Raw genomic sequence first — 20,334 nt, forward strand, 5'->3', positions numbered from 1 at the left:
TGAAACACTGTGCCGGTTCACGGCACAGTGTCTTGGGGCGCGAGGATCAGTTGTTGTAGAGGTCCAGATCGCCGAAATGCTTCTGCTGGATCTGTGCGTAGATGCCCTTGTCGTGCAGGGCCTTGATGGCGGCATTGAGCATGCCTTTGAGTTCTTCGTTGTCCTTGCGCACGCCGATGGCGATTTCCGCCGGTACCAACGGGTCGCTGATGCCTTCGCTGTTCTGGAAGTCAGCCCCTTGTGGGGATGTGAGGAAGCTCATCTGCGCTTGCAGCTTGTCCTGGATCGACGCATCGAGACGGCCATAAACCAGGTCGGCGTACACCTGATCCTGATTCTGATAAGCGCGCAGCTTCACGCCGCCCGGCCCCAGTTTGGCCTTGGCGTAGGTTTCCTGAATCGTGCCCTGCATGTAACCGATGGTCTTGCCCCGCAGCGACTCGGCGGTGGGCAGCAGCCCGGAGTCCTTGCGGGTGACGATGGCGGTCGGCCCGGCGTACAGACGGTCGGTGAAGTCGATCTGCTTTTTGCGCGGCTCGGTCACGGTCATCGACGATTCGATGGCATCGAACTTGCCGGCCTTGAGAGCTGGAATCAGCCCGTCGAAATCATTGCTGACCCACACGCAGGTCAGTTTCAGTTCGGCACAGATCGCGTTGCCCAGGTCCACGCCAAAGCCCTGCACGCCGCCATCGGCGGTGGTGGACTCAAAAGGCGGGTAGCTTGGGTTGACGCCGAATCGCAGTTCCTTCCATTCCTTGGCATGGGCGCCGGTGGTGCAGCACAGCAGCGCGAGTGTCGGCAAAGTCAGCCATTTGATATTCATCTTCTTGAGTCCCGATTTGTTTGGAGTTATCGCGGCCTGGCGAACCGGACCGCCTTTATGGGCAGGAACAGAGAGTCGGTGCGGCGCGAGCCGCAACAGCGTTCTTATTGTTTTGTTCGAGGGGCCGCACGTTGCAGCCTCCAGCCTGAAACCCTCGGCACAGACGGCTTCAAAACCACGGCCAGAATGCCAACAGATAACCTGTTGCAGGTGTCGTAAGGGCCGCTCCAGACGCCCCGATTGCGCTGATAAGACTGTTTTCACAGCCGATTCGGTCGTGAGCGCGGCCCGCGGTGGTCTTGAGAGGGAAATCCTTCAGCGCTATTACAAAAATGCACACGAGACCTGCACATATCCGGGTTGTACTAGGCAAATTTGCACTGTTACGATCCAGCATCGCTCGCGCGCGAGCTTCTCTATAAAGAACAATAAAAGCAGGGAGTTAGTGATGACTGCTCAGGTTTCTTCTCCGCGGACTTCGTCCATGGATGCCACGCAAAACGACGTGCTGGCCGAGGTTCGCAACCATATCGGTCACCTGACCCTCAACCGCCCCGCCGGCCTCAACGCCATTACCCTCGACATGGTGCGCAATCTGCAGCGTCAGCTCGACGCCTGGGCGCAGGATTCGAACATTCACGCGGTGGTCTTGCGCGGTGCCGGCGAAAAAGCCTTTTGTGCCGGCGGCGACATCCGCTCGCTGTATGACAGCTTCAAAAACGGCGACACCCTGCACGAAGAGTTCTTCGTCGAGGAATACGCCCTCGACCTCGCGATTCACCATTACCGCAAACCGGTTCTCGCCCTGATGGACGGCTTCGTCCTCGGCGGCGGCATGGGCCTGGTGCAAGGCGCCGATCTGCGCGTGGTCACCGAGAAAAGCCGCCTGGCGATGCCGGAAGTGGCCATCGGTTATTTCCCGGACGTCGGTGGCAGCTACTTCCTGCCGCGCATCCCCGGTGAACTGGGGATCTACCTGGGCGTCAGCGGCGTGCAGATCCGTGCGGCGGATGCGCTCTATTGCGGCCTGGCCGACTGGTATCTGGACAGCAGCAAACTGACCACGCTGGACGAAAAACTCGATCAGATGGTATGGCACGACACGCCGCTCAAGGACCTGCAAGGCCTGCTGGCCCAACTCGCCGTGCAGCAACTGCCGGACGCGCCATTGGAAGCGCTGCGTCCGGCCATCGATCACTTCTTCGCCCTGCCCGATGTGCCGGGTATTGTTGAACAACTGCGCAACGTCACGGTTGCCGACAGCCATGAATGGGCGACCACCACCGCCGACCTGCTGCAAAGCCGTTCACCGCTGGCCATGGGCGTGACCCTGGAAATGCTGCGGCGCGGTCGGCACCTGAGTCTGGAAGACTGTTTTGCCCTGGAGCTGCACCTGGACCGTCAGTGGTTCGAGCGCGGCGACCTGATCGAAGGCGTGCGCGCCTTGCTGATCGACAAAGACAAGACCCCGCGCTGGAACCCGCCGACCTTGCAGGCGCTGGACGCCGGGCACGTCGCGAGTTTTTTCACAGGGTTTGACCGGAGCGGGAGCTGAGCCATGCACGATATCGAATTGAGCGAAGAGCAAGTCATGATCCGCGACATGGCCCGGGACTTTGCCCGTGGCGAAATCGCGCCCCACGCGCAAGCCTGGGAAAAGGCCGGCTGGATCGACGACGGTCTGGTGGCGAAGATGGGCGAACTGGGTCTGCTGGGCATGGTGGTGCCCGAGGAATGGGGTGGCACTTATGTCGATTACGTCGCCTACGCCCTGGCGGTGGAAGAGATTTCCGCTGGCGACGGCGCTACGGGCGCGCTGATGAGCATCCACAATTCCGTGGGTTGCGGGCCGGTCATGAACTACGGCACCGACGAACAGAAACAGACCTGGTTGCCGGATCTGGCCAGCGGCAAGGCCATCGGCTGCTTCTGCCTGACCGAGCCGCAAGCCGGTTCCGAGGCGCATAACCTGCGCACCCGCGCCGAACTGCGCGACGGCCAGTGGGTGATCAACGGCGCCAAGCAATTCGTCAGCAACGGTAAACGGGCGAAACTGGCGATTGTGTTTGCCGTGACCGATCCGGATCTGGGCAAGCGCGGCATCTCGGCATTTCTGGTGCCGACCGATACCGCCGGTTTCATCGTTGATCGCACCGAACACAAGATGGGCATTCGCGCGTCCGATACCTGCGCAGTCACCCTGAGCAACTGCACCATTGCCGAAGCCAATCTGTTGGGTGAACGCGGTAAAGGCCTGGCCATCGCCCTCTCCAACCTCGAAGGCGGACGCATCGGCATCGCCGCGCAGGCCTTGGGTATCGCTCGAGCCGCATTCGAAGCGGCATTGGCCTACTCCCGTGATCGCGTGCAGTTCGCCAAGCCGATCATCGAGCACCAAAGCATCGCCAATATGCTGGCCGACATGCACATGCAACTCAACGCTGCACGGTTGATGATCCTGCATGCCGCGCGGTTGCGCAGTGCGGGCAAGCCGTGTCTGTCGGAGGCTTCGCAAGCCAAGCTGTTTGCCTCGGAAATGGCTGAAAAGGTCTGCTCGTCAGCGATGCAGATTCATGGCGGGTACGGGTATCTGGAGGATTACCCGGTGGAGCGTTATTACCGGGATGCGCGGATCACGCAGATTTATGAAGGGTCGAGCGAGATTCAGCGGATGGTGATTGCCCGAGAGTTGAAAAATTATCTGGTGTGAACCTTGAAAAGCTTCGCGGGCAAGTCGGATCGCCGCACCGCTCGCTCCTACAGGGATATGCGTATCCCTGTAGGAGCGAGCGGTGCGGCGATCCGGCTTGCCCGCGAAGGCGTCAATGGTTTAAACCACCGACGTTGTGGCGCGTACGGTCTGAATTGCCACGCTCAAATCGGGTTCGCTGGACGGCATTTCCTGCACCGCAAAAAACACCGATGTCGTGCCGTCTTCCTCGATCACAACGGTTCGTCGGGTCACCAGCAAGGCTGTGTTGGGGTTTTGCGGCCAATAGACAATGTCGTCTTTCATGGGCTCGTTGGCCAGAACATAACCTTGGGGAACGTGCGATACCGGCGTACCGCACTGGGCGTGCACAAAATGACAAATGCTCATGTAAACCTCGAATAAAGTGATTGAGCCTGAAACGACGGCTTCGTCCTGAAGCCTCGGTTAGCGTCCGGGCAAATTCACCATAGTCGAGGTACATGGGATCGGATACGGGCGGAGTAATGGCCCTGCTTCGCTGAATTCTTTCAATGCATTTCATGGGCGCTGAAAAAGCTTCGCGGGCAAGTCGGATCGCCGCACCGCTCGCTCCTACAGGGATATGCATTCCCCTGTAGGAGCGAGGCTTGCCCGCGAAGGCGTCCGTGAGAGCGCTACATCACTTACCGACGAACTCCGCTTCACGCTTGGCAATAAACGCCGCCATCCCTTCCTTCTGATCCTGCGTCGCAAACGCCGCATGGAACACCCTACGCTCAAAGCGAACGCCTTCCGACAGGCTCACTTCGAAGGCGCGGTTGACGCTTTCCTTGACCATCATCGCAATCGGCAGCGACTTCTTGGCGATCAGAGCGGCGACTTTCAGCGCTTCCTCCAGCAATTCATCCGCCGGAACGATCCGCGCGACGATCCCGCAACGCTCTGCTTCAACCGCATCGATCAGGCGACCGCTCAGGCACATTTCCATCGCCTTGGCTTTACCGACTGCGCGAGTCAGGCGCTGGGTGCCGCCCATGCCCGGCAATACGCCGAGGTTGATTTCCGGTTGGCCGAACCGGGCGTTATCGCCGGCCAGGATGAAGTCGCACATCAACGCCAGTTCACAACCACCGCCCAGGGCAAAACCGTTCACAGCAGCGATGATCGGCTTGCGGCGGTTGGCCACGCGGTCGCTGTCGCTGAACAGATCGTCGAGGTAGATCTGCGGGTAGGTCAGCTCGGCCATTTCCTTGATGTCGGCACCGGCGGCGAAGGCTTTTTTCGAGCCGGTCAGCACGATGCAACCGATGTTCGAATCAGCTTCCAGGCCATCGAGGGCATGGTTCAGTTCGCTGACGATCTGCGCGTTCAACGCATTCAGCGCCTGCGGACGGTTCAGGGTGATCAGGCCGACACGGCCATGGATTTCCAGCAAAATCGTTTCGTAATTCACAATGGACTCCTTCTTAAAGACTGCGCGAAATGACCATGCGCTGAATATCGCTGGTGCCTTCGTAAATCTGGCACACCCGCACGTCGCGGTAGATCCGCTCCAGCGGGAAGTCGTTCAGGTAACCGTAACCGCCGAGGGTTTGCAATGCAGCGGAGCAGACCTTTTCGGCCATTTCCGAGGCAAACAGCTTGGCCATGGACGCTTCGACCAACGCCGGTTTACCGCTGTCACGCAGCGCGGCGGCGTAATGCACCATTTGCCGGGCGACGGCGATCTGGGTCGCCATGTCCGCCAGGCGGAACGCGACTGCTTGATGCTCGATGATCGGTTTGCCGAAACTCTCGCGCTCACGGGCGTAATCTCGCGCCGCTTCAAACGCGGCACGGGCCATGCCCACCGATTGCGAAGCGATGCCGACGCGGCCGCCTTCAAGGTTGGCCAGGGCAATTCGATAGCCTTCGCCCTCCTCGCCCAAGCGGTTGGCCACCGGCACTTTGACGTCTTCGAACAGAATCTGGCAGGTGTCGGACGCATGCTGGCCGAGTTTGTCTTCGACGCGGGCGACTTTGTAGCCCGGTGAATCGGTGGGCACGATCAGTGCGGTGATCCCGCGTTTGCCGGCGCTCGGGTCCGTTACCGCAAACACGATCACCACGCCGGCGTTTTGCCCGGAGGTGATGAACTGTTTGCAACCGTTCAGGACGTAATGATCGCCTTCCAGGCGCGCACGGGTTTTCAGGCCGCTGGCGTCGGAGCCGGCCTGCGGTTCGGTCAGGGCGAAAGCGCCGAGCATCGCACCGCTGGCCAACGGTTTGAGAAAGCGTTCTTTCTGGTCGTCGTTGCCGTAGTTGAGAATCGGCACGCAGCCGACCGAGTTGTGCACGCTCATGATGGTCGAGCAGGCGCCGTCGCCGGCAGCGATTTCTTCCAGGGCCATGGCGTAGGCCAGGTAACCGGTGTCGCACCCGCCCCACTGTTCGGGCACCAGCATGCCGAAGAAGCCCAGTTCAGCCATCTCGCCGATGGCTTCCTTGGGGAAACGGTGCTCACGGTCCCATTCGGCGGCGAACGGTTTCAGCCGTTCCTGGGCAAACTGCCGGGCCGCTTCGCTGATCTGCAGTTGTTCGTCATTGGGAATCATGGCAAATCCTTAAAAATGTAATCGCCTCTGTAGGAGCCGGCTTGCCGGCGATGGCGTACTTGAAATCGCCATCGCCAGCAAGCTGGCTCCTACAGAGTCAGATCAGTACAGGCATTCCACGGCCATCGCCGTGGCTTCGCCGCCGCCGATGCAGATCGCCGCAACGCCGCGTTTCAGGCCTTTCTGGCGCAGGGCCGAGAGCAGGGTCACGAGGATCCGCGCGCCGGACGCACCGATCGGGTGGCCCAAGGCGCACGCGCCGCCGTGCACGTTGAGTTTCTCGTGGGGGATTTCCAGATGGGTCATCGCTGCCATGCCGACCACGGCGAAGGCTTCGTTGACTTCCACCAGGTCCACGTCATTCAGCGACCAGCCGGTTTTCTTCATCAGCCGCTTGATCGCGCCAATCGGTGCCACCGGGAACAGGCCCGGCGTGTCGGCGAATGCCGCGTGACCATGGATCACCGCCAGCGGTTTCAGGCCGCGCTTGTCCGCTTCGGAACGACGCATCAGCACCAGCGCCGCCGCACCGTCGGAAATCGAACTAGAGTTCGCCGCCGTCACCGTGCCGCCTTCGCGGAACGCCGGTTTCAGCGAGGCAATCTTGTCCAGTTTGGCTTTTGGTGGCTGCTCGTCATTGCTGATGACGACTTGCTCTTTGCCGACGGTCACGGTCAGCGGCACGATCTCGTCCTTGAAGCTGCCGTCCTTGATCGCCTGCTGCGCGCGGGTGGTCGAAGCGATGGCAAACGCATCCTGCGCTTCGCGGCTGAAGCCGTTGGTTTCAGCGCAATCTTCGGCGAACGTGCCCATCAGACGGCCCTTGTCGTAGGCGTCTTCCAGGCCGTCGAGGAACATGGAATCGAGCACACGGCCATGGCCCATGCGATAACCGCTGCGGGCGCGGTCCAGCAGGTACGGCGCGTTGGACATGCTTTCCATGCCGCCGGCGACGACAACATCGGCGCTGCCGGCGAGCAGCATGTCATGAGCCAGAATGGCTGCTTCCATACCGGAACCGCACATCTTGTTCAGGGTGGTGCAGCGGGTCGATTTATCCAGCCCAGCGCCCAGTGCAGCCTGACGCGCCGGGGCCTGGCCGAGGCCGGCGGGCAGCACGCAGCCGAACAGCACTTCTTCAACCGCGTCCGGCGCAACACCGGCGCGTTCAACAGCGGCGCGAATCGCGGCGGCACCCAATTGCGGTGCAGTCAGGCTTTTCAGTTCGCCCTGGAAACCGCCCATCGGGGTACGGACGGCGCTGACGATAACGATTGGATCGTGAGAAAGGGTCATGACAAATCCTCCTTACTTGGCGGCCATGCGCAAGGCACCGTCGAGACGGATCACCTCGCCATTGAGCATGCTGTTTTCAATGATATGCCTGACCAGCTGCGCGTACTCGGTCGGTTTGCCCAAACGTGGTGGAAACGGCACGCCAGCGGCAAGGGAATCGCGGACTTCCGGGGTCATGCCGGCCATCATCGGCGTCTCGAAAATGCCCGGAGCGATGGTCATCACACGGATACCGAAGCGCGCCAGTTCACGAGCCGCCGGCAAAGTCAGGCTGACAATCGCGCCTTTCGATGCCGCATAAGCCGCCTGGCCGATCTGGCCGTCATAGGCTGCGGCGGAAGCGGTGTTGATGATCACTCCGCGCTCGCCATCGGCGTCCGGCTCGGTTTCAGCGATGGCCGCCGATGCCAGACGCAGCATGTTGAAGCTGCCGATCAGGTTGACGTTGATCACCTGGCTGAAACTGGCCAGTGCATGCGGACCGTTTTTGCCGAGGATTTTCTCGCCACGCACGATGCCGGCGCAGTTGACCAGACCGTTCAGGCCACCGAAGGCTTTGACCGTGGCCTGCACCGCCGCTTCCGCCGCTGCTTCGTTGCTGATGTCCGCAACGACGCTTTGCGCGCCGAGACGTTCAGCCTGGGCCGCGACCGCCTCGGCGTTCATGTCCACCAGCATCACTTTGGCGCCGGCCGCGACCAGCATTTCAGCGGTGGCCGCACCGAGCCCGGAGGCACCGCCGGTGACGAGAAAAACCTTGTTTTCGATCTGCATCATTGTTTCCTTGGATTCAAGCTGAAACGTTCTTCGCCGCGGCCTCTTGAGCCTTGGTGATTTCCTGGTTGCGCAAGATAAAGCGCTGCAATTTGCCGCTTGGGGTTTTCGGCAACTCGCTGACAAATTCGATTTCACGGGGGTACGAGTGCGCGGCCAGACGTTTGCGCACGTGTTGACGCAACTCTTCGGCCAACTCCGGCGCGGCGCGGTATTGCGCGCTGAGCACGACGAACGCTTTGACCAGTTCGGTGCGCTCCGGATCGGGTTTGCCGACCACGGCGGCTTCGACGACGGCCGGGTGTTCGATCAACGCACTTTCGACGTCGAACGGGCCGACGCGATAGCCGGAGGTGGTGATCACGTCGTCACTGCGGCCGACGAAGCTGATGCTGCCGTCCGGGTTCCACTCGACGGTGTCGCCGCTCAGGTAATAGTTGCCGACGAAGGCTTTGGTCGGTGCGCCTTCGTAGCCGTTGAACCAGCACATTGGCGACTGAGTCCGGTCGATGGCGAGGATGCCGGGTTGGCCGACACCCAGCTCTTTGTACTCGTCGTCCAGCACCACGATGCGATGGCCCGGCGAAGCAAAACCGGCGGCGCCCATGTGGATCGGATGCTCGATGCCGTGGTGGTTGCACAGGACCATGCCCAATTCGGTCTGGCCGTAATGGTCATGAATGACTACGCCGAGGTTGTCGGCGAACCAGCGGATCACTTCCGGATTCAACGGCTCGCCGGCGCTGCTGACGATGCGCAGCTTGCCTTTGATTGAGCGTGCAAACTCATCGCCACCGGCGATCAACAGACGATAGGCAGTCGGTGAGCCAGTGAGGTTGGTGATCCCGTACTTGTTGATCACCCGGCAGGTGCTTTCGAGGGTGAACGGGCCATCGTAAAAGGTGATCGGATGCCCCATCGCCATCGGCCCGGTGACGCCGAAATAGATGCCATAGGCCCAGCCCGGATCGGCGACGTTCCAGAACGCATCTTCAGGGCGAAGGTCCACGGCGTCGCGGGTGTAGCTCTGGAAGGCGACGATGGCCTTGAGCGGCACCGACAGCGCTTTCGACGGGCCGGTGGTGCCGGAGGTGAACATCAGCAGGAACGGGTCTTCGCCGGTGAGCAACACCGGTTCGCAATCAGCGGAATAGTTGGCCAGCTCGGCCCAGAAACTGAAATCGCCACGGACGATGCCCTGGCCTTTTGCACCACCGACGGTGACGATGGTCGGGCAGTCGGCGACTTCAGCGAGTTTCGAGCGATTGACCGCGTCGGTCACCACCACTTTGGCGCCGGAGCTGCTCAAACGATGCTCGATGGCCTTGGGGCCGAACGCGGTGAACAGCGGCTGATACACCGCGCCGATGCGCCAGGTGGCGAACACGGTGATCAACAATTCGATATTGCGCGGCAGCAGGCCGGCGACCTTGTCGCCTTTTTTCACGCCCTGCGCCAGCAGGAAATTGGCGAAACGTGCAGCCTTGTCCTGCAAGTCGCTGAAGGTGTACGTCGCGCTGGAACCGTCGCGACCTTCCCAGAACAGCGCGATGCGACCTGGCAACGCATGCCGGTCGCAACACTCGACACAGGCATTGAGGGCCGTCAGGTTACCCGCGAGTACGGCATCGACGGTGTGCTGATAATTGAACTGTGACGTGGCAGACAAGTAATCGCGCATTGCCAGAATCCCTCGGTATTTTTATTAGGTTTGGGGGAACCGTAACCAACAAGGAAATACTCGCTCTGCGCGGGGGGTGGGGCAATGGTCAAAGCTATCAAGTTGTCTGACTGGTTTGGCCAAGATCCAACAGATGTGGCGCCTGGTTTGACGCCTTCGCGGGCAAGCCTCGCTCCTACAGGGGATCGCATTTCTCTGTAGGAGCGAGGCTTGCCCGCGAAGAGGCCCACCCAATCGCGACAAAGCCTGGATCAGCTCGCTTCGGTCAGAATCAAACTCCGATAATGCCCCGGGTTCGACCCCGACCACTTGCGAAACGCCTTGTAGAACGAGCTCGCATCGGCAAACCCCAGCCGCGTGGCGATTTCGGCGAAGCTGATACTCGGCTCCGCCAGCCAGACAATGGCCAATTCCTTGCGCACACTGTCCTTGAGGCCTTGATAGGTCTGCCCCTCCTCCGCCAGTCGCCGACGCAAAGTCGAGGCCGACATGCACAGTTGTTGCGCCAGAGGTTCGGTTTCCGGCCACTGCTCGGCAGGCAATTGCCGCAAATCGTGCTTGATCCGACTCGCCAGACTCTCCGGGTCGCGGTACTTGACCAGAATATTGGCCGGCGCATGGGCCAGGAACCGCTTGAGTTCTTCCGCGCTACGCTTGATCGGCAGGTCCAGGCAATCAGCCGAAAAAATCATTCGGGTGCGCGGCCGGTCGAAACGCAGGTTCTCGGAAAACATCACCTGATAGTCATCGCAAAAGTCCGGCGCCGGGCAGCGCAACTCGATGGCCAGAATCGGAATCCTCCGCCCGGCCAGCCAACACGCAACACCGTGAACGATCATCCAGTAGGTGAAATAGGTGAACGCGCGGCGAGGGTCCTGGTCGTCTTCCAGCAAGACGATTTCCGCGAGACTTTGCTGACGAACCAACTGCGCGGGCAGGTGTTCGAGCATCAACGACAGAAACCCCAGCCCCGAAGTCAGGCCGGCGGCCAGGCTCGGCTGGACCATCGAGCAGCGGCACAGGAACTCCAGGCTGCCGGATTTGAGCTTGCGCGGGTCCATGCCAAAAAACTCATCGTCGCCACGCCGGGCCAGCAACCGCCACAAACGCGCATAGGCCGTGGCCGGGACGCGGGCAACGGCGGACTCCAGTAGCGCCGGATCGATGCCGACCTTGTTCAACACCTCATCGGTGGCAGCGCCAGGGGCGCAACTTTGCAACAGCGCTTCACGCACCAGTTGAATGGAGATGGTGTCTTTTTCCGACATTGGACTCGCTCGGGTGCACTGAACAATCTGTCGGCCATCTTAGGCAGCGCTCCACAAAAAGCCAGTATTGCGCGCAAGGAGGCTCAATTCCGGTGTTCCGTGGCCGATAGGCTGTGGGCAGAAATCCGGAAATGACATGGAGTTGTAAACGTTATGATCGTCGGCATTGATTTGGGCACCACCAACAGTCTGGTTGCCGTTTGGCACAACGGCGCCCCCGAACTGGTTCCCAATGCGCTGGACAGTCTGCTGACCCCAAGCGTGGTCGGTCTCGACGATGAGGGTCGGATTTTAGTGGGTCGGGCCGCGAAAGAGCGTTTACAGACCCATCCACATCTGACCGCTGCATTGTTCAAGCGCCACATGGGCAGTGCCCACGAGCTTCAACTCGGGACTCGACGGTTCCGTCCGGAAGAACTGTCGTCACTGGTGCTGCGCAGCCTCAAGGAAGATGTCGAACGCCGCTATGGCGAAACAGTTACCGAAGCGGTGATCAGCGTACCCGCCTATTTCAATGACGCTCAGCGCAAAGCCACGAAAATCGCGGGCGAACTGGCAGGCCTCAAGGTCGAGCGCCTGATCAACGAACCGACTGCCGCCGCCCTCGCCTATGGTTTGCATCAACGGGACACGACCAGTTCGTTTCTGGTGTTCGACCTCGGTGGCGGGACCTTCGATGTGTCGATTCTTGAGCTGTTTGATGGCGTGATGGAAGTCCGTGCCAGCGCGGGCGACAATTTTCTCGGCGGTGAGGATTTCGACAGCGTGCTGGTTCAGGCGTTTGTCGCCGCCCACGCTAACCGCAGCGACATGCCGTCATTGACCGAGCCGAACATCGCCCATCGCCTGCGCCGTGAAGCCGAACGGGTTCGACACGCACTGGGGCAAGCCGACAGCGCAACGTTCGTCCTGCGCCATGGCTCCGGGCAATGGGAGCAGACGTTCACCCAGACCCAGCTGGCCGACCTATACGGCCCGTTGCTCGCACGCTTGCGCACCCCCATCGAAACGGCGCTGCGCGACGCTCGTATTCGGCCATCAGAGCTTGATGAAGTCCTGTTGGTGGGCGGCACGACCCGCATGCCGCTGATTCGGCGGATGGTCGCCGGGTTGTTCGGACGATTTCCGTCGATCACGCTTAACCCGGATGAGTCGATTGCCCTGGGGGCCGCGGTACAAGCGGCGCTCAAGGCCAGAGACGCTGCGCTGGAAGAAGTGGTGCTGACAGACGTCTGCCCTTACACACTTGGAATTGAAACCGGGATCACGGTCGGCGAAGGCGTAGAAGCCGGCCATTACCTGCCGATTATCGAACGTAACTGCGTCGTACCGGTGAGCCGGGTCAAGTCGGTCTATACCTTGCGCGACAATCAACGCAAGGTGCAATTGAAGGTTTATCAGGGCGAAAGCCGCTGGGTGAGAGAAAACATTCACCTGGGCGAAATGGAATTGGACGTGCCATTGGCACCGGCTGGCGAGGTCGGCATTGACGTGCGTTTCACTTACGACACCAACGGCCTGCTTGAAGCCGAAGCCTTGATAACGCGTACCGGCGAGCGTCGCACGCTGGTGATCGAGAACAATCCGGGAGTCCTCAGCCCCGAAGAGATTCAGCAACGTTTGGTCGCGCTCGCGAGCCTCAAGGTTCACCCCCGGGAACAACAGGTCAACAGCCTGCTGACCGCACGCCTCGAACGGCTATACCAGGAAAGCCTCGGCGACTTGCGTCAGCACCTCGATCACATGGCAAACCGCTTCAAGCAGACGCTCGACAGTCAGGATGATCGGGCCATCCGTGAGCTGCGTGTGCAACTGATGCAACAACTCGATGAGCTCGAACAAGGCCTATGGCGATGAACTGCTGGGCCATTCTGGGGCTGGAGGCCGACGCTGACTCCCGCAGCATCAAGCGTCAGTACGCGACGCTGCTCAAAGTGCACCGTCCGGATGAAGACCCGAGCGGTTTTCAACGCCTGCGCGAAGCGTACGAACAGGCCTTGGCACGGAGCCGTCGTGAGTCGGTGATGCCCGCGTTCAGCGACGGCGAGCAAGCGGGCGAAGCACCGTCACCGGATACCTCGTTTCGCGGCACGCTCGAAGTCGAGCCTGACCTCGCGCCGTTCGGGCCGAGCGCCGCGCAGCAGCGGGCGAAACAGTTACTGGAGGACGTTACGCCCGACTTGCTCGATCAGCGCCTGGATCAGGCGCAGGCCACCCATTGCAGCAGAGAATTCGAAGAACTGTTGTTGATGATGTGCCTCGAACCACGCGAAGACGGCATGTTGCTCGCGCAATGGGGGTTGGAGCGTTTCAACTGGTTGACGACCTGGCAGCGCGAGGATTTGCCCCCCCATGCCCTCCAGTTTCTTCATCAAGCTTACTGCCGTGAAGTCAAAAAACGCCTGCGAGAGCAGTTGGAGGCTGGGCACGTCGATGGGTTTATCGAAACCTTTCTGGCGCTCAAGCGCGCCGATTGGTTGCAGTCCTTTGAACGTCACGACTGGTTTAACGCAACCCTTGCCCAGGTTCTGGTGGAATCGGATTTCTGGTCCACGGAGCTGTTCGAAACGCTGTGTGCGCATCAGCAGTGGAACCCCGGCGACAATCAGAGACGCGGCCCAGAACCTTATTGGTCGATGCTGCTGGAGCGTCACCCCTACCAGGCATTTCTCGACGAGCAGCGACACCTCGCCAGCTTGAACCAGCGCAATCCCCAGAGCCGCGCTGCGCGACTGTTTCTGACACCGATGACGACCGCCGAACGAAAAGCCTTTGCCCAGCGCTTTTTTGAAGATGACTGGAACGCTTGTCGCTACCTCAGCGAAAGGATCAAACGGCGGCATCCACAGCTGTGCCGCGTGTTGCCGGACTCCGATCCTTACTTCTGGCAAGCCTTGGTCCCGTCCGGGCGGACCTGGCCGGTCAACGTCGGGCTGCTTGCCGCCTCGCTGGCCTGGGCTGCCGGTAATGACAATGGAAAAGCCGGCTCCGGCGACAGTGTTTCAGACATGCTATACGGGCTCTACTCCCAGGCAATTCCCTGCTCTGTATTGTTGATCGTATTCAGCACTTTCGTGCTGGTAGTCTGCCGTCCGCTGGCGGATCGATTTTGGTCACTGGACGTGCGCTTGAGCCGCCCCGTAACCCGTCAGCTCAGCTTCAGGGATCCACCGCCGTTGCTCTTGCGTGAGTTTCTTCCCTGTTGGTTGATGGGTGGATTGACATGGACCGTTTTGGGCGCCGAAGCACTGGCCGCCTACGCCGGGGTGCTCGTGCTGCTGAGCGCCTTGAGCCGTATTACCTGGCCCGCAACACTGCGTGTAGCACCACCCAAACTGCGAACTCCAGTGTTGGGGCCGGCGCTATCGATTGCGCTGATGGTGTGTGTGATCGGCCTGACCGTGCTGTTCTATATCATCGCCAGCAACCAGTTGATGGGACGCGACCAAGGATTGCAGCCGTTTGCCAAACGCGGATGCAGCGGTCCCCTCGACAGTCGACAGGAGTGCCGGGTAGCGCCGACTCGACAGCAATGGTATGGACAATTGAACGCGGGAAAGGCTCATCCATGAACAAAAGTACAATGGCCTTCACTGCGGTGCTGACCCTGACATTTCTGGGTGCATTGAACGAATACCGAAGCGTCCTTCTGACGCCGATCAAACGCTGGATCGATCAACCCGATCTCGCCGAGCAGGAAAAAGCCAGCGCCCTGCGCCCGGTGATTGCCTGCCTGAATTCCGTCGACAGTCCTTGGCGTCATGCCTATACCCGTTACCTGAATCGGGACCGGAAGACCGATCCCACTCTGAAAGAGCGATTTCCCGAGGACTTCGGGTCGATGGCTGCGCTACGGGAGCGACTGGACTTTGTGCGTAATCTCGATGCGTATGGCTGTCGACTGAACTTGCTGCAAAAAAACAATCTGCAGAAGTGGGCACCTCTGCTGCTGCCGTTGCAGAATCGCCTCGAATCGTCCCTGCTGGCCGCCAACGAGGCGGCGCAACTGTTCGACTTTTTCAATACCGTGCCTGCCTATCCGGTCAGTCCTGCGGAAAAAGCGCAACGTGACAGCGTGTTTTTGCCGTTGGTAGATGAATACCTCAAGGCGTCAGACGCACTGCGCCGTCAGTTGGATATCGAGGACCTGAATGTTCGTGAGGTTCAGCTTAAGCAGCTCAAGGTCCGGGATGAACTCAAATACGCCCATATCCTGACCTACATGCTGGAAGCACGAACCCTCATGCTCAAACTCGACAACCACATTCGCGAGCAGACCTTGTCCGTCGATGACCTGAGCGACGCTTCAAAAAACCTGCAACTGGCCTGGGACAATGGCACCCGTTACCTGCAAGCCAACCCTGCAACCAGTACCGCCGACTACCCGGAAAAAATCTGGAAACACATGCGTTCACCGGGCGAAAGTTATCTGAAAGCCATCGAAAAACTGCGCGACGACTGGACAGCCAAGGCGTCACCGCAACAATTAAGCGATGATTTCGAGATTATCGGACGTCGCTACGACTGGTTGGTGGGGGTCTACAACGAGCAAGTCGAACCACTCTTTTAGACGTGCGTTCAGGTTAGGTTCAGGTAAATGTCAACTATTGGCATTTGGGAATGAGTGTCATTATGTTACAAATTAGCACCCTATCTAATTCCACGACGGTGCTGAATGCTTGTTCCTTTTCTGATCATGCTGCGCGAAGGCATCGAGGCCGCATTGATCGTCGGCATCATCGCCAGCTACCTCAAACAGACCGGTCGCGGGCAGTGGATGCCCGCCGTGTGGATCGGTGTGTTTCTCGCTGCGGCACTGGCCCTGCTGGTAGGCGGCGGTCTGGAACTGGTCAGTGCCGAATTCCCGCAGAAACAACAGGAACTGTTTGAAGGTGTGGTCGGCCTGGTGGCGGTCGGCATCCTCAGTTCCATGGTGTTCTGGATGCGCAAGGTGGCGCGTTCGATCAAGCATTCGCTGCATGTGTCCCTCGATCAGGCGCTGACTGGCTCTAAACATCAGGTCACGGCGCTGATCGCCATGGTGTTTTTCGCCGTCGCCCGGGAAGGCCTGGAAACGGTGTTTTTCCTGCTCGCGGTGTTCCAGCAAAGCGAAGGCCCGGCGGCACCGATTGGCGCCCTGCTCGGCCTGATCCTGGCGATCATCGTTGGTTTCCTCATTTACACCGGCAGCATGCGCCTGAACCTCGGCGCGTTCTTTCGCTGGACCGGTCTGTTCATCCTCGTGGTGGCCGCCGGCATTCTCGCCAACTCGGTACAGGCGCTGCATGAAGCCGGGGTCTGGAATCACCTGCAAACCGTGCTGTTCGACTTCAGCGCCACGCTGCCAATGGACGGCCCGCTGGGCTCGGTGCTGGCCGGGATGTTCGGTTACCAGGACGCCCCCACCGTCAGCACCCTTGGCGCTTATCTGATTTATCTGCTGGTGGCGTTGGTGATGTTTTTTCTCCCGGCGCCGGCACCCGCTAAACAATCTTCCTCCCTTCCCCTGTAGGAGCGAGACCGGCTTGCCGGCGATAAACCAGAGAACGCCGTGGGGTGCCAGATATCCCGCGTGATCGTTAACGACCATCGCGAGCAGGCTCGCTCCCACAGGGTAGGCGTGCGCCAATGCATTTTTTCCAGTCAGTAAGGGCACCCATGTCAAATCAAGCCCCTCCTCAGGCCTCCCCTCCCCGCGCCTTGCGCTGGGCGGTGGCCGGTTCGGTGATCGTGATGATCGCCGCCGGCGGCCTGTTCTACTACGCCTCGAAAATGGCCTCGGCCAAACGCCAGGCCAACCATGACGAAGTGCTGGTGACCATTCACCCCCACAGCTGCGAACCGAACGCGCTGACGGTGCCGGCCGGTCGCGCCAGTTTCCGCATCGTCAACCGCTCGGACCGCGCCGTTGAATGGGAAATTCTTGACGGCGTGCTGGTGGTCGAAGAACGGGAAAACATCGCGCCCGGCCTGAGTCAGGTGATCAACGCCAACCTGTTGCCCGGTGATTACGCGATCACCTGCGGCCTGCTGAGCAATCCGCGTGGCACGTTGCACGTGACACCGACCGAGGCGTCCGATGCCGCGGCCAAGGCCAAGCCGTCGATGGTGGCTTTCGTCGGGCCGTTGTCGGAATTCCGCGTTTACCTGAGCAGCCAAAGTACCGCGCTGATCAAGGCCGTCACCGCGCTTGAACAAGCCATCGAAGCCGGTGACCTGAGCCAGGCGCAAGCGTTGTACGTCCCGGCGCGCAGTGCCTATCAACGCATTGCCCCGGCCACACAACGCCTGGCGGAACTGGACAACACCATCAACGCCCGTGCCGATTACTTTGAAAAGCGCGAGCAGGACCCCGGTTTCGTGGGTTTCCATCGCCTGGAATATGCGTTGTTCCAGCAACGCAACCTCGACGGCCTGACACCGGTAGCCCAACAGCTGCTGACCGACGTCACCACGCTCAAGCAACAACTGCTTGCGCAATCGCTGCCGCCGGAACAACTGGTCAGCATCGTGGTGCGCAACCTCAATAACCTCGGCGATGTGCGCGCCAGCAGCGGTGAAGAAGAACGCTACAGCCACACCGACTTGAACGGTTTCGCCGGCAACCTCGAAGCTGCCCGCAAAGTCGTCGACCTGTTGCGCCCGTTGCTGACCAAGTCCGCCGCCGAACTGCTGCCGGCCCTCGACAGCGCTGTCGCCAGCCTTGATGCCGAACTCAACGGTTTCAAGGTCAAGGACGGCTATGCGAGCTACGACACGGTCAGCGCCGCGCAACGCAAACAGATCGCCGACAAGGCCAAGGCACTGGCCGATGCACTCGATGGAATCGATCCCGCCCTTGGCCTTTCCGGCCTGTAAGCAGAAGACGACATTCAGATGAACGATTCAGAGCAATTCAACCTCCAGCGTCGCCGGGTTTTGATGGGCATGGGCGCCGCCGGTGTGGCGTTGGCCGGTTCGGCCTTGAGCTGCCCGGCCATGGCCGCCAGCCCCGCGCAAGTCACCGAAGCGCCAAGCAGCGACAGGACCGAAGACCGCCACGACTTCCACGGCCAGCACCAAAACGGCATCGTCACCCCGCGCCCGGCGTCGGGCATGTTGGTGTCGTTTGATGTGTTGGCCAGTGACCGCGAAGACCTCGAACGGCTGTTCCGCACGCTCAATGAGCGCATCGCGTTCCTGATGAAGGGCGGCCCGGTGGCGCAGGTCGACCCGAAACTGCCACCGGTGGATTCTGGGATTCTTGGCCCGGTGGTCACGCCGGACAATCTGACCATCACCGTCTCGGTGGGTGAATCGTTATTCGACGAACGCTTCGGCCTGACCCACGCCAAACCGAAACGGCTGAGCCGCATGGTCGGTTTCCCCAACGATGCGCTGGAGGCCGATTGCTGCCACGGCGACCTGAGTTTGCAGTTCTGCTCCAACACCACCGACACCAACATCCACGCCCTGCGTGACATCGTGAAAAACCTGCCGGACTTGCTGCTGGTGCGCTGGAAACAGGAAGGCAGCGTACCGCCCCAGGCACCAGCGAAACCCGGTGTGCCGGCGCAGAGTGCGCGTAACTTTCTGGGCTTTCGCGACGGCTCGGCCAACCCCGACTCCAACGACGCCAAGGCCATGGACCGCATCGTCTGGGTCCAGCCCGGCAGCGACGAACCGGCGTGGGCCGTCAATGGCAGCTACCAAGCGGTGCGGATCATCCGCAACTTCGTCGAGCGCTGGGACCGCACACCGTTGCAGGAACAGGAAAGCATTCTCGGCCGGATCAAAAGCACCGGCGCGCCCATGGGTGGTGCCCACGAAACAGAGGTGCCGGACTACGCCAAGGACCCGGAAGGCAAGCTGACCAAGCTCGACGCACATATCCGCCTGGCCAACCCGCGCACCGCCGCGAGTCAGGCCAACCTGATCCTGCGCCGGCCGTTCAACTACTCAAACGGCGTGAACAAGAACGGTCAGCTGGACATGGGTTTGCTGTTCATCTGCTACCAGGCCGACCTGGAAAAAGGCTTCATCACCGTGCAAACCCGTCTCAACGGCGAGCCGCTCGAGGAGTACCTCAAGCCGGTCGGCGGCGGGTACTTCTTCACACTGCCGGGTGTGACGGGCGACCAGGATTTCATCGGTCGCTCGCTGCTCAACGCCACACAAACAACAGCCACCGCCTAACCAACCCCCAACACGGAACCGTCCCATGAAAAAGTCGCCACTCGCGTTATTGCTGACCCTTGGTTTGCTCAACACCCCGTTTTCGGCTTTCGCGGCGACGGCGCCGCTGGAACTGGTGGGGCCGATTTCGGATTACAAGATCTACGTCACCGAGCAGTTGGACGAACTGGCCAGCCACACTCAGAAATTCACCGATGCGGTGAAGAAAGGTGATCTGGCCACCGCGCAAAAACTCTACGCGCCGACCCGGGTTTACTACGAATCGATCGAGCCGATTGCCGAGCTGTTCAGTGACCTCGACGCCTCCATCGACTCCCGTGTCGACGACCACGAAAAAGGCGTGAAAGCCGAAGACTTCACCGGTTTCCACCGCATCGAATACTCGCTGTTCTCCGAGAAGAGCACCAAGGGCCTGGGCGAACTGGCCGATGGCTTGAACAAAGACGTCAAGGACCTGCAAACCCGCGTGGCCGGCCTGACCTTCCCGCCTGAAAAAGTGGTGGGCGGCGCGGCGGCGCTGCTGGAAGAAGTCGCCGCGACCAAGATCTCCGGTGAAGAGGATCGTTACAGCCACACCGACCTGTATGACTTCCAGGGCAACATCGACGGCGCGAAGAAAATCGTCGACCTGTTCCGTTCGCAGATCGAGAAGCAGGACGCGGCGTTCATTGCCAAGGTCGACAAAAACTTTGCCACGGTGAACAAGACGCTGGCGAAGTACAAAACCAGGGATGGCGGTTTTGAGACCTATGACAAGGTGAAAGACAACGATCGTAAGGCGCTGGTCGGGCCGGTGAATACGTTGGCTGAGGATTTGTCGACGTTGCGTGGGAAATTGGGTTTGAATTGATTTTTTGTAACGTCTAGGCGGGCCCCTTCGCGGGCAAGCCTCGCTCCTACGGGATTTATGTCGTACGGGATATTTTCACCCGCACGCGCATTCTGTAGGAGCGAGGCTTGCCCGCGAAGGCATTTTCAGCCCCGACACATCCCCCTCCTGCTACCATCCCCCGCCAATAATAATGCTC

General features: G+C 60.4%; 17 protein-coding genes. 9 read left to right on the forward strand and 8 right to left on the reverse strand.

Features of this window, described 5'->3' with window-relative positions:
• Window positions 1–46 precede the first annotated feature (46 nt).
• Window positions 47–826 carry a transporter substrate-binding domain-containing protein gene (locus tag ACYZUC_RS05320; RefSeq protein ID WP_461994101.1) on the reverse strand — a complete coding sequence of 260 codons (780 nt, stop codon included), beginning with the start codon at window positions 824–826 and terminating at the stop codon, window positions 47–49.
• 448 nt (window positions 827–1,274) lie between these two features.
• Here ACYZUC_RS05320 and ACYZUC_RS05325 point away from each other — a divergent pair, with 448 nt between their 5' ends.
• Window positions 1,275–2,381, forward strand: coding sequence for an enoyl-CoA hydratase/isomerase family protein (locus ACYZUC_RS05325; protein WP_461994103.1), 1,107 nt, complete (start codon window positions 1,275–1,277; stop codon window positions 2,379–2,381).
• A gap of 3 nt (window positions 2,382–2,384) precedes the next feature.
• Window positions 2,385–3,536: an acyl-CoA dehydrogenase family protein gene (locus ACYZUC_RS05330; protein ID WP_461994105.1), complete on the forward strand. Its 1,152-nt coding sequence runs from the start codon at window positions 2,385–2,387 to the stop codon at window positions 3,534–3,536.
• A gap of 120 nt (window positions 3,537–3,656) precedes the next feature.
• Here the strand turns inward: ACYZUC_RS05330 and ACYZUC_RS05335 are convergent, their stop codons facing one another.
• From ACYZUC_RS05335 to ACYZUC_RS05365, 7 genes are all read right to left on the reverse strand, one after another.
• Window positions 3,657–3,926: a hypothetical protein gene (locus ACYZUC_RS05335; protein ID WP_008038369.1), complete on the reverse strand. Its 270-nt coding sequence runs from the start codon at window positions 3,924–3,926 to the stop codon at window positions 3,657–3,659.
• 271 nt (window positions 3,927–4,197) lie between these two features.
• Window positions 4,198–4,971: an enoyl-CoA hydratase gene (locus ACYZUC_RS05340; protein ID WP_461994107.1), complete on the reverse strand. Its 774-nt coding sequence runs from the start codon at window positions 4,969–4,971 to the stop codon at window positions 4,198–4,200.
• 13 nt (window positions 4,972–4,984) lie between these two features.
• The gene (locus ACYZUC_RS05345; RefSeq protein ID WP_008026517.1) at window positions 4,985–6,112 is read right to left on the reverse strand and encodes an acyl-CoA dehydrogenase; all 1,128 of its coding nucleotides are present in this window, start codon (window positions 6,110–6,112) and stop codon (window positions 4,985–4,987) included.
• Window positions 6,113–6,214: 102 nt separating this feature from the next.
• Window positions 6,215–7,408, reverse strand: coding sequence for an acetyl-CoA C-acyltransferase (locus ACYZUC_RS05350; RefSeq protein ID WP_008038365.1), 1,194 nt, complete (start codon window positions 7,406–7,408; stop codon window positions 6,215–6,217).
• Window positions 7,409–7,420: 12 nt separating this feature from the next.
• On the reverse strand, window positions 7,421–8,182 hold the full coding sequence (locus ACYZUC_RS05355; RefSeq protein WP_461996821.1) for an SDR family NAD(P)-dependent oxidoreductase: 762 nt from the start codon (window positions 8,180–8,182) through the stop codon (window positions 7,421–7,423).
• 16 nt (window positions 8,183–8,198) lie between these two features.
• Window positions 8,199–9,863, reverse strand: a complete 1,665-nt coding sequence (locus tag ACYZUC_RS05360; RefSeq protein ID WP_461994110.1) for an AMP-binding protein — start codon at window positions 9,861–9,863, stop codon at window positions 8,199–8,201.
• A gap of 251 nt (window positions 9,864–10,114) precedes the next feature.
• Window positions 10,115–11,131, reverse strand: a complete 1,017-nt coding sequence (locus ACYZUC_RS05365; RefSeq protein ID WP_461994112.1) for an AraC family transcriptional regulator — start codon at window positions 11,129–11,131, stop codon at window positions 10,115–10,117.
• A gap of 153 nt (window positions 11,132–11,284) precedes the next feature.
• On the opposite strand from ACYZUC_RS05365, the gene ACYZUC_RS05370 reads away from it, so the two are divergent.
• From ACYZUC_RS05370 to efeO (ACYZUC_RS05400), 7 genes are all read left to right on the forward strand, one after another.
• Window positions 11,285–12,988 (forward strand): molecular chaperone HscC, encoded by a 1,704-nt coding sequence (locus tag ACYZUC_RS05370; RefSeq protein WP_461994114.1) that lies wholly within the window; start codon window positions 11,285–11,287, stop codon window positions 12,986–12,988.
• Window positions 12,985–14,703: a J domain-containing protein gene (locus ACYZUC_RS05375; RefSeq protein ID WP_461994116.1), complete on the forward strand. Its 1,719-nt coding sequence runs from the start codon at window positions 12,985–12,987 to the stop codon at window positions 14,701–14,703. The genes ACYZUC_RS05370 and ACYZUC_RS05375 overlap by 4 nt, the downstream gene beginning before the upstream one ends.
• Complete coding sequence (locus ACYZUC_RS05380; protein ID WP_461994118.1) at window positions 14,700–15,701, forward strand: hypothetical protein; 1,002 nt, start codon at window positions 14,700–14,702, stop codon at window positions 15,699–15,701. The genes ACYZUC_RS05375 and ACYZUC_RS05380 overlap by 4 nt, the downstream gene beginning before the upstream one ends.
• 105 nt (window positions 15,702–15,806) lie before the next feature.
• The gene (gene efeU, locus ACYZUC_RS05385) at window positions 15,807–16,643 is read left to right on the forward strand and encodes an iron uptake transporter permease EfeU (RefSeq protein WP_461994120.1); all 837 of its coding nucleotides are present in this window, start codon (window positions 15,807–15,809) and stop codon (window positions 16,641–16,643) included.
• 146 nt (window positions 16,644–16,789) lie between these two features.
• Window positions 16,790–17,989 (forward strand): iron uptake system protein EfeO, encoded by a 1,200-nt coding sequence (gene efeO, locus ACYZUC_RS05390; protein ID WP_461994122.1) that lies wholly within the window; start codon window positions 16,790–16,792, stop codon window positions 17,987–17,989.
• A gap of 18 nt (window positions 17,990–18,007) precedes the next feature.
• A complete protein-coding gene (gene efeB / locus ACYZUC_RS05395) occupies window positions 18,008–19,306 on the forward strand; it encodes an iron uptake transporter deferrochelatase/peroxidase subunit (protein ID WP_461994124.1) in 1,299 nt (432 codons plus the stop codon).
• A 25-nt stretch (window positions 19,307–19,331) separates the two neighbouring features.
• Window positions 19,332–20,156: an iron uptake system protein EfeO gene (efeO, locus tag ACYZUC_RS05400; RefSeq protein WP_461994126.1), complete on the forward strand. Its 825-nt coding sequence runs from the start codon at window positions 19,332–19,334 to the stop codon at window positions 20,154–20,156.
• Window positions 20,157–20,334: the final 178 nt, after the last annotated feature.

This window comes from Pseudomonas sp. GT1P32 (assembly GCF_054897805.1).

Excerpts from the sequence above, each read along its gene's own strand:
- ACYZUC_RS05320 (WP_461994101.1), bottom strand. The coding sequence starts at position 826 with ATGAATATCAAATGGCTGACTTTGCCGACACTCGCGCTGCTGTGCTGC.
- ACYZUC_RS05325 (WP_461994103.1), top strand. The coding sequence starts at position 1,275 with ATGACTGCTCAGGTTTCTTCTCCGCGGACTTCGTCCATGGATGCCACG.
- ACYZUC_RS05330 (WP_461994105.1), top strand. The coding sequence starts at position 2,385 with ATGCACGATATCGAATTGAGCGAAGAGCAAGTCATGATCCGCGACATG.
- ACYZUC_RS05335 (WP_008038369.1), bottom strand. The coding sequence starts at position 3,926 with ATGAGCATTTGTCATTTTGTGCACGCCCAGTGCGGTACGCCGGTATCG.
- ACYZUC_RS05345 (WP_008026517.1), bottom strand. The coding sequence starts at position 6,112 with ATGATTCCCAATGACGAACAACTGCAGATCAGCGAAGCGGCCCGGCAG.
- ACYZUC_RS05350 (WP_008038365.1), bottom strand. The coding sequence starts at position 7,408 with ATGACCCTTTCTCACGATCCAATCGTTATCGTCAGCGCCGTCCGTACC.
- ACYZUC_RS05355 (WP_461996821.1), bottom strand. The coding sequence starts at position 8,182 with ATGCAGATCGAAAACAAGGTTTTTCTCGTCACCGGCGGTGCCTCCGGG.
- ACYZUC_RS05360 (WP_461994110.1), bottom strand. The coding sequence starts at position 9,863 with ATGCGCGATTACTTGTCTGCCACGTCACAGTTCAATTATCAGCACACC.
- ACYZUC_RS05365 (WP_461994112.1), bottom strand. The coding sequence starts at position 11,131 with ATGTCGGAAAAAGACACCATCTCCATTCAACTGGTGCGTGAAGCGCTG.
- ACYZUC_RS05370 (WP_461994114.1), top strand. The coding sequence starts at position 11,285 with ATGATCGTCGGCATTGATTTGGGCACCACCAACAGTCTGGTTGCCGTT.
- ACYZUC_RS05375 (WP_461994116.1), top strand. The coding sequence starts at position 12,985 with ATGAACTGCTGGGCCATTCTGGGGCTGGAGGCCGACGCTGACTCCCGC.
- ACYZUC_RS05380 (WP_461994118.1), top strand. The coding sequence starts at position 14,700 with ATGAACAAAAGTACAATGGCCTTCACTGCGGTGCTGACCCTGACATTT.
- efeU (WP_461994120.1), top strand. The coding sequence starts at position 15,807 with ATGCTTGTTCCTTTTCTGATCATGCTGCGCGAAGGCATCGAGGCCGCA.
- efeO (WP_461994122.1), top strand. The coding sequence starts at position 16,790 with ATGTCAAATCAAGCCCCTCCTCAGGCCTCCCCTCCCCGCGCCTTGCGC.
- efeB (WP_461994124.1), top strand. The coding sequence starts at position 18,008 with ATGAACGATTCAGAGCAATTCAACCTCCAGCGTCGCCGGGTTTTGATG.
- efeO (WP_461994126.1), top strand. The coding sequence starts at position 19,332 with ATGAAAAAGTCGCCACTCGCGTTATTGCTGACCCTTGGTTTGCTCAAC.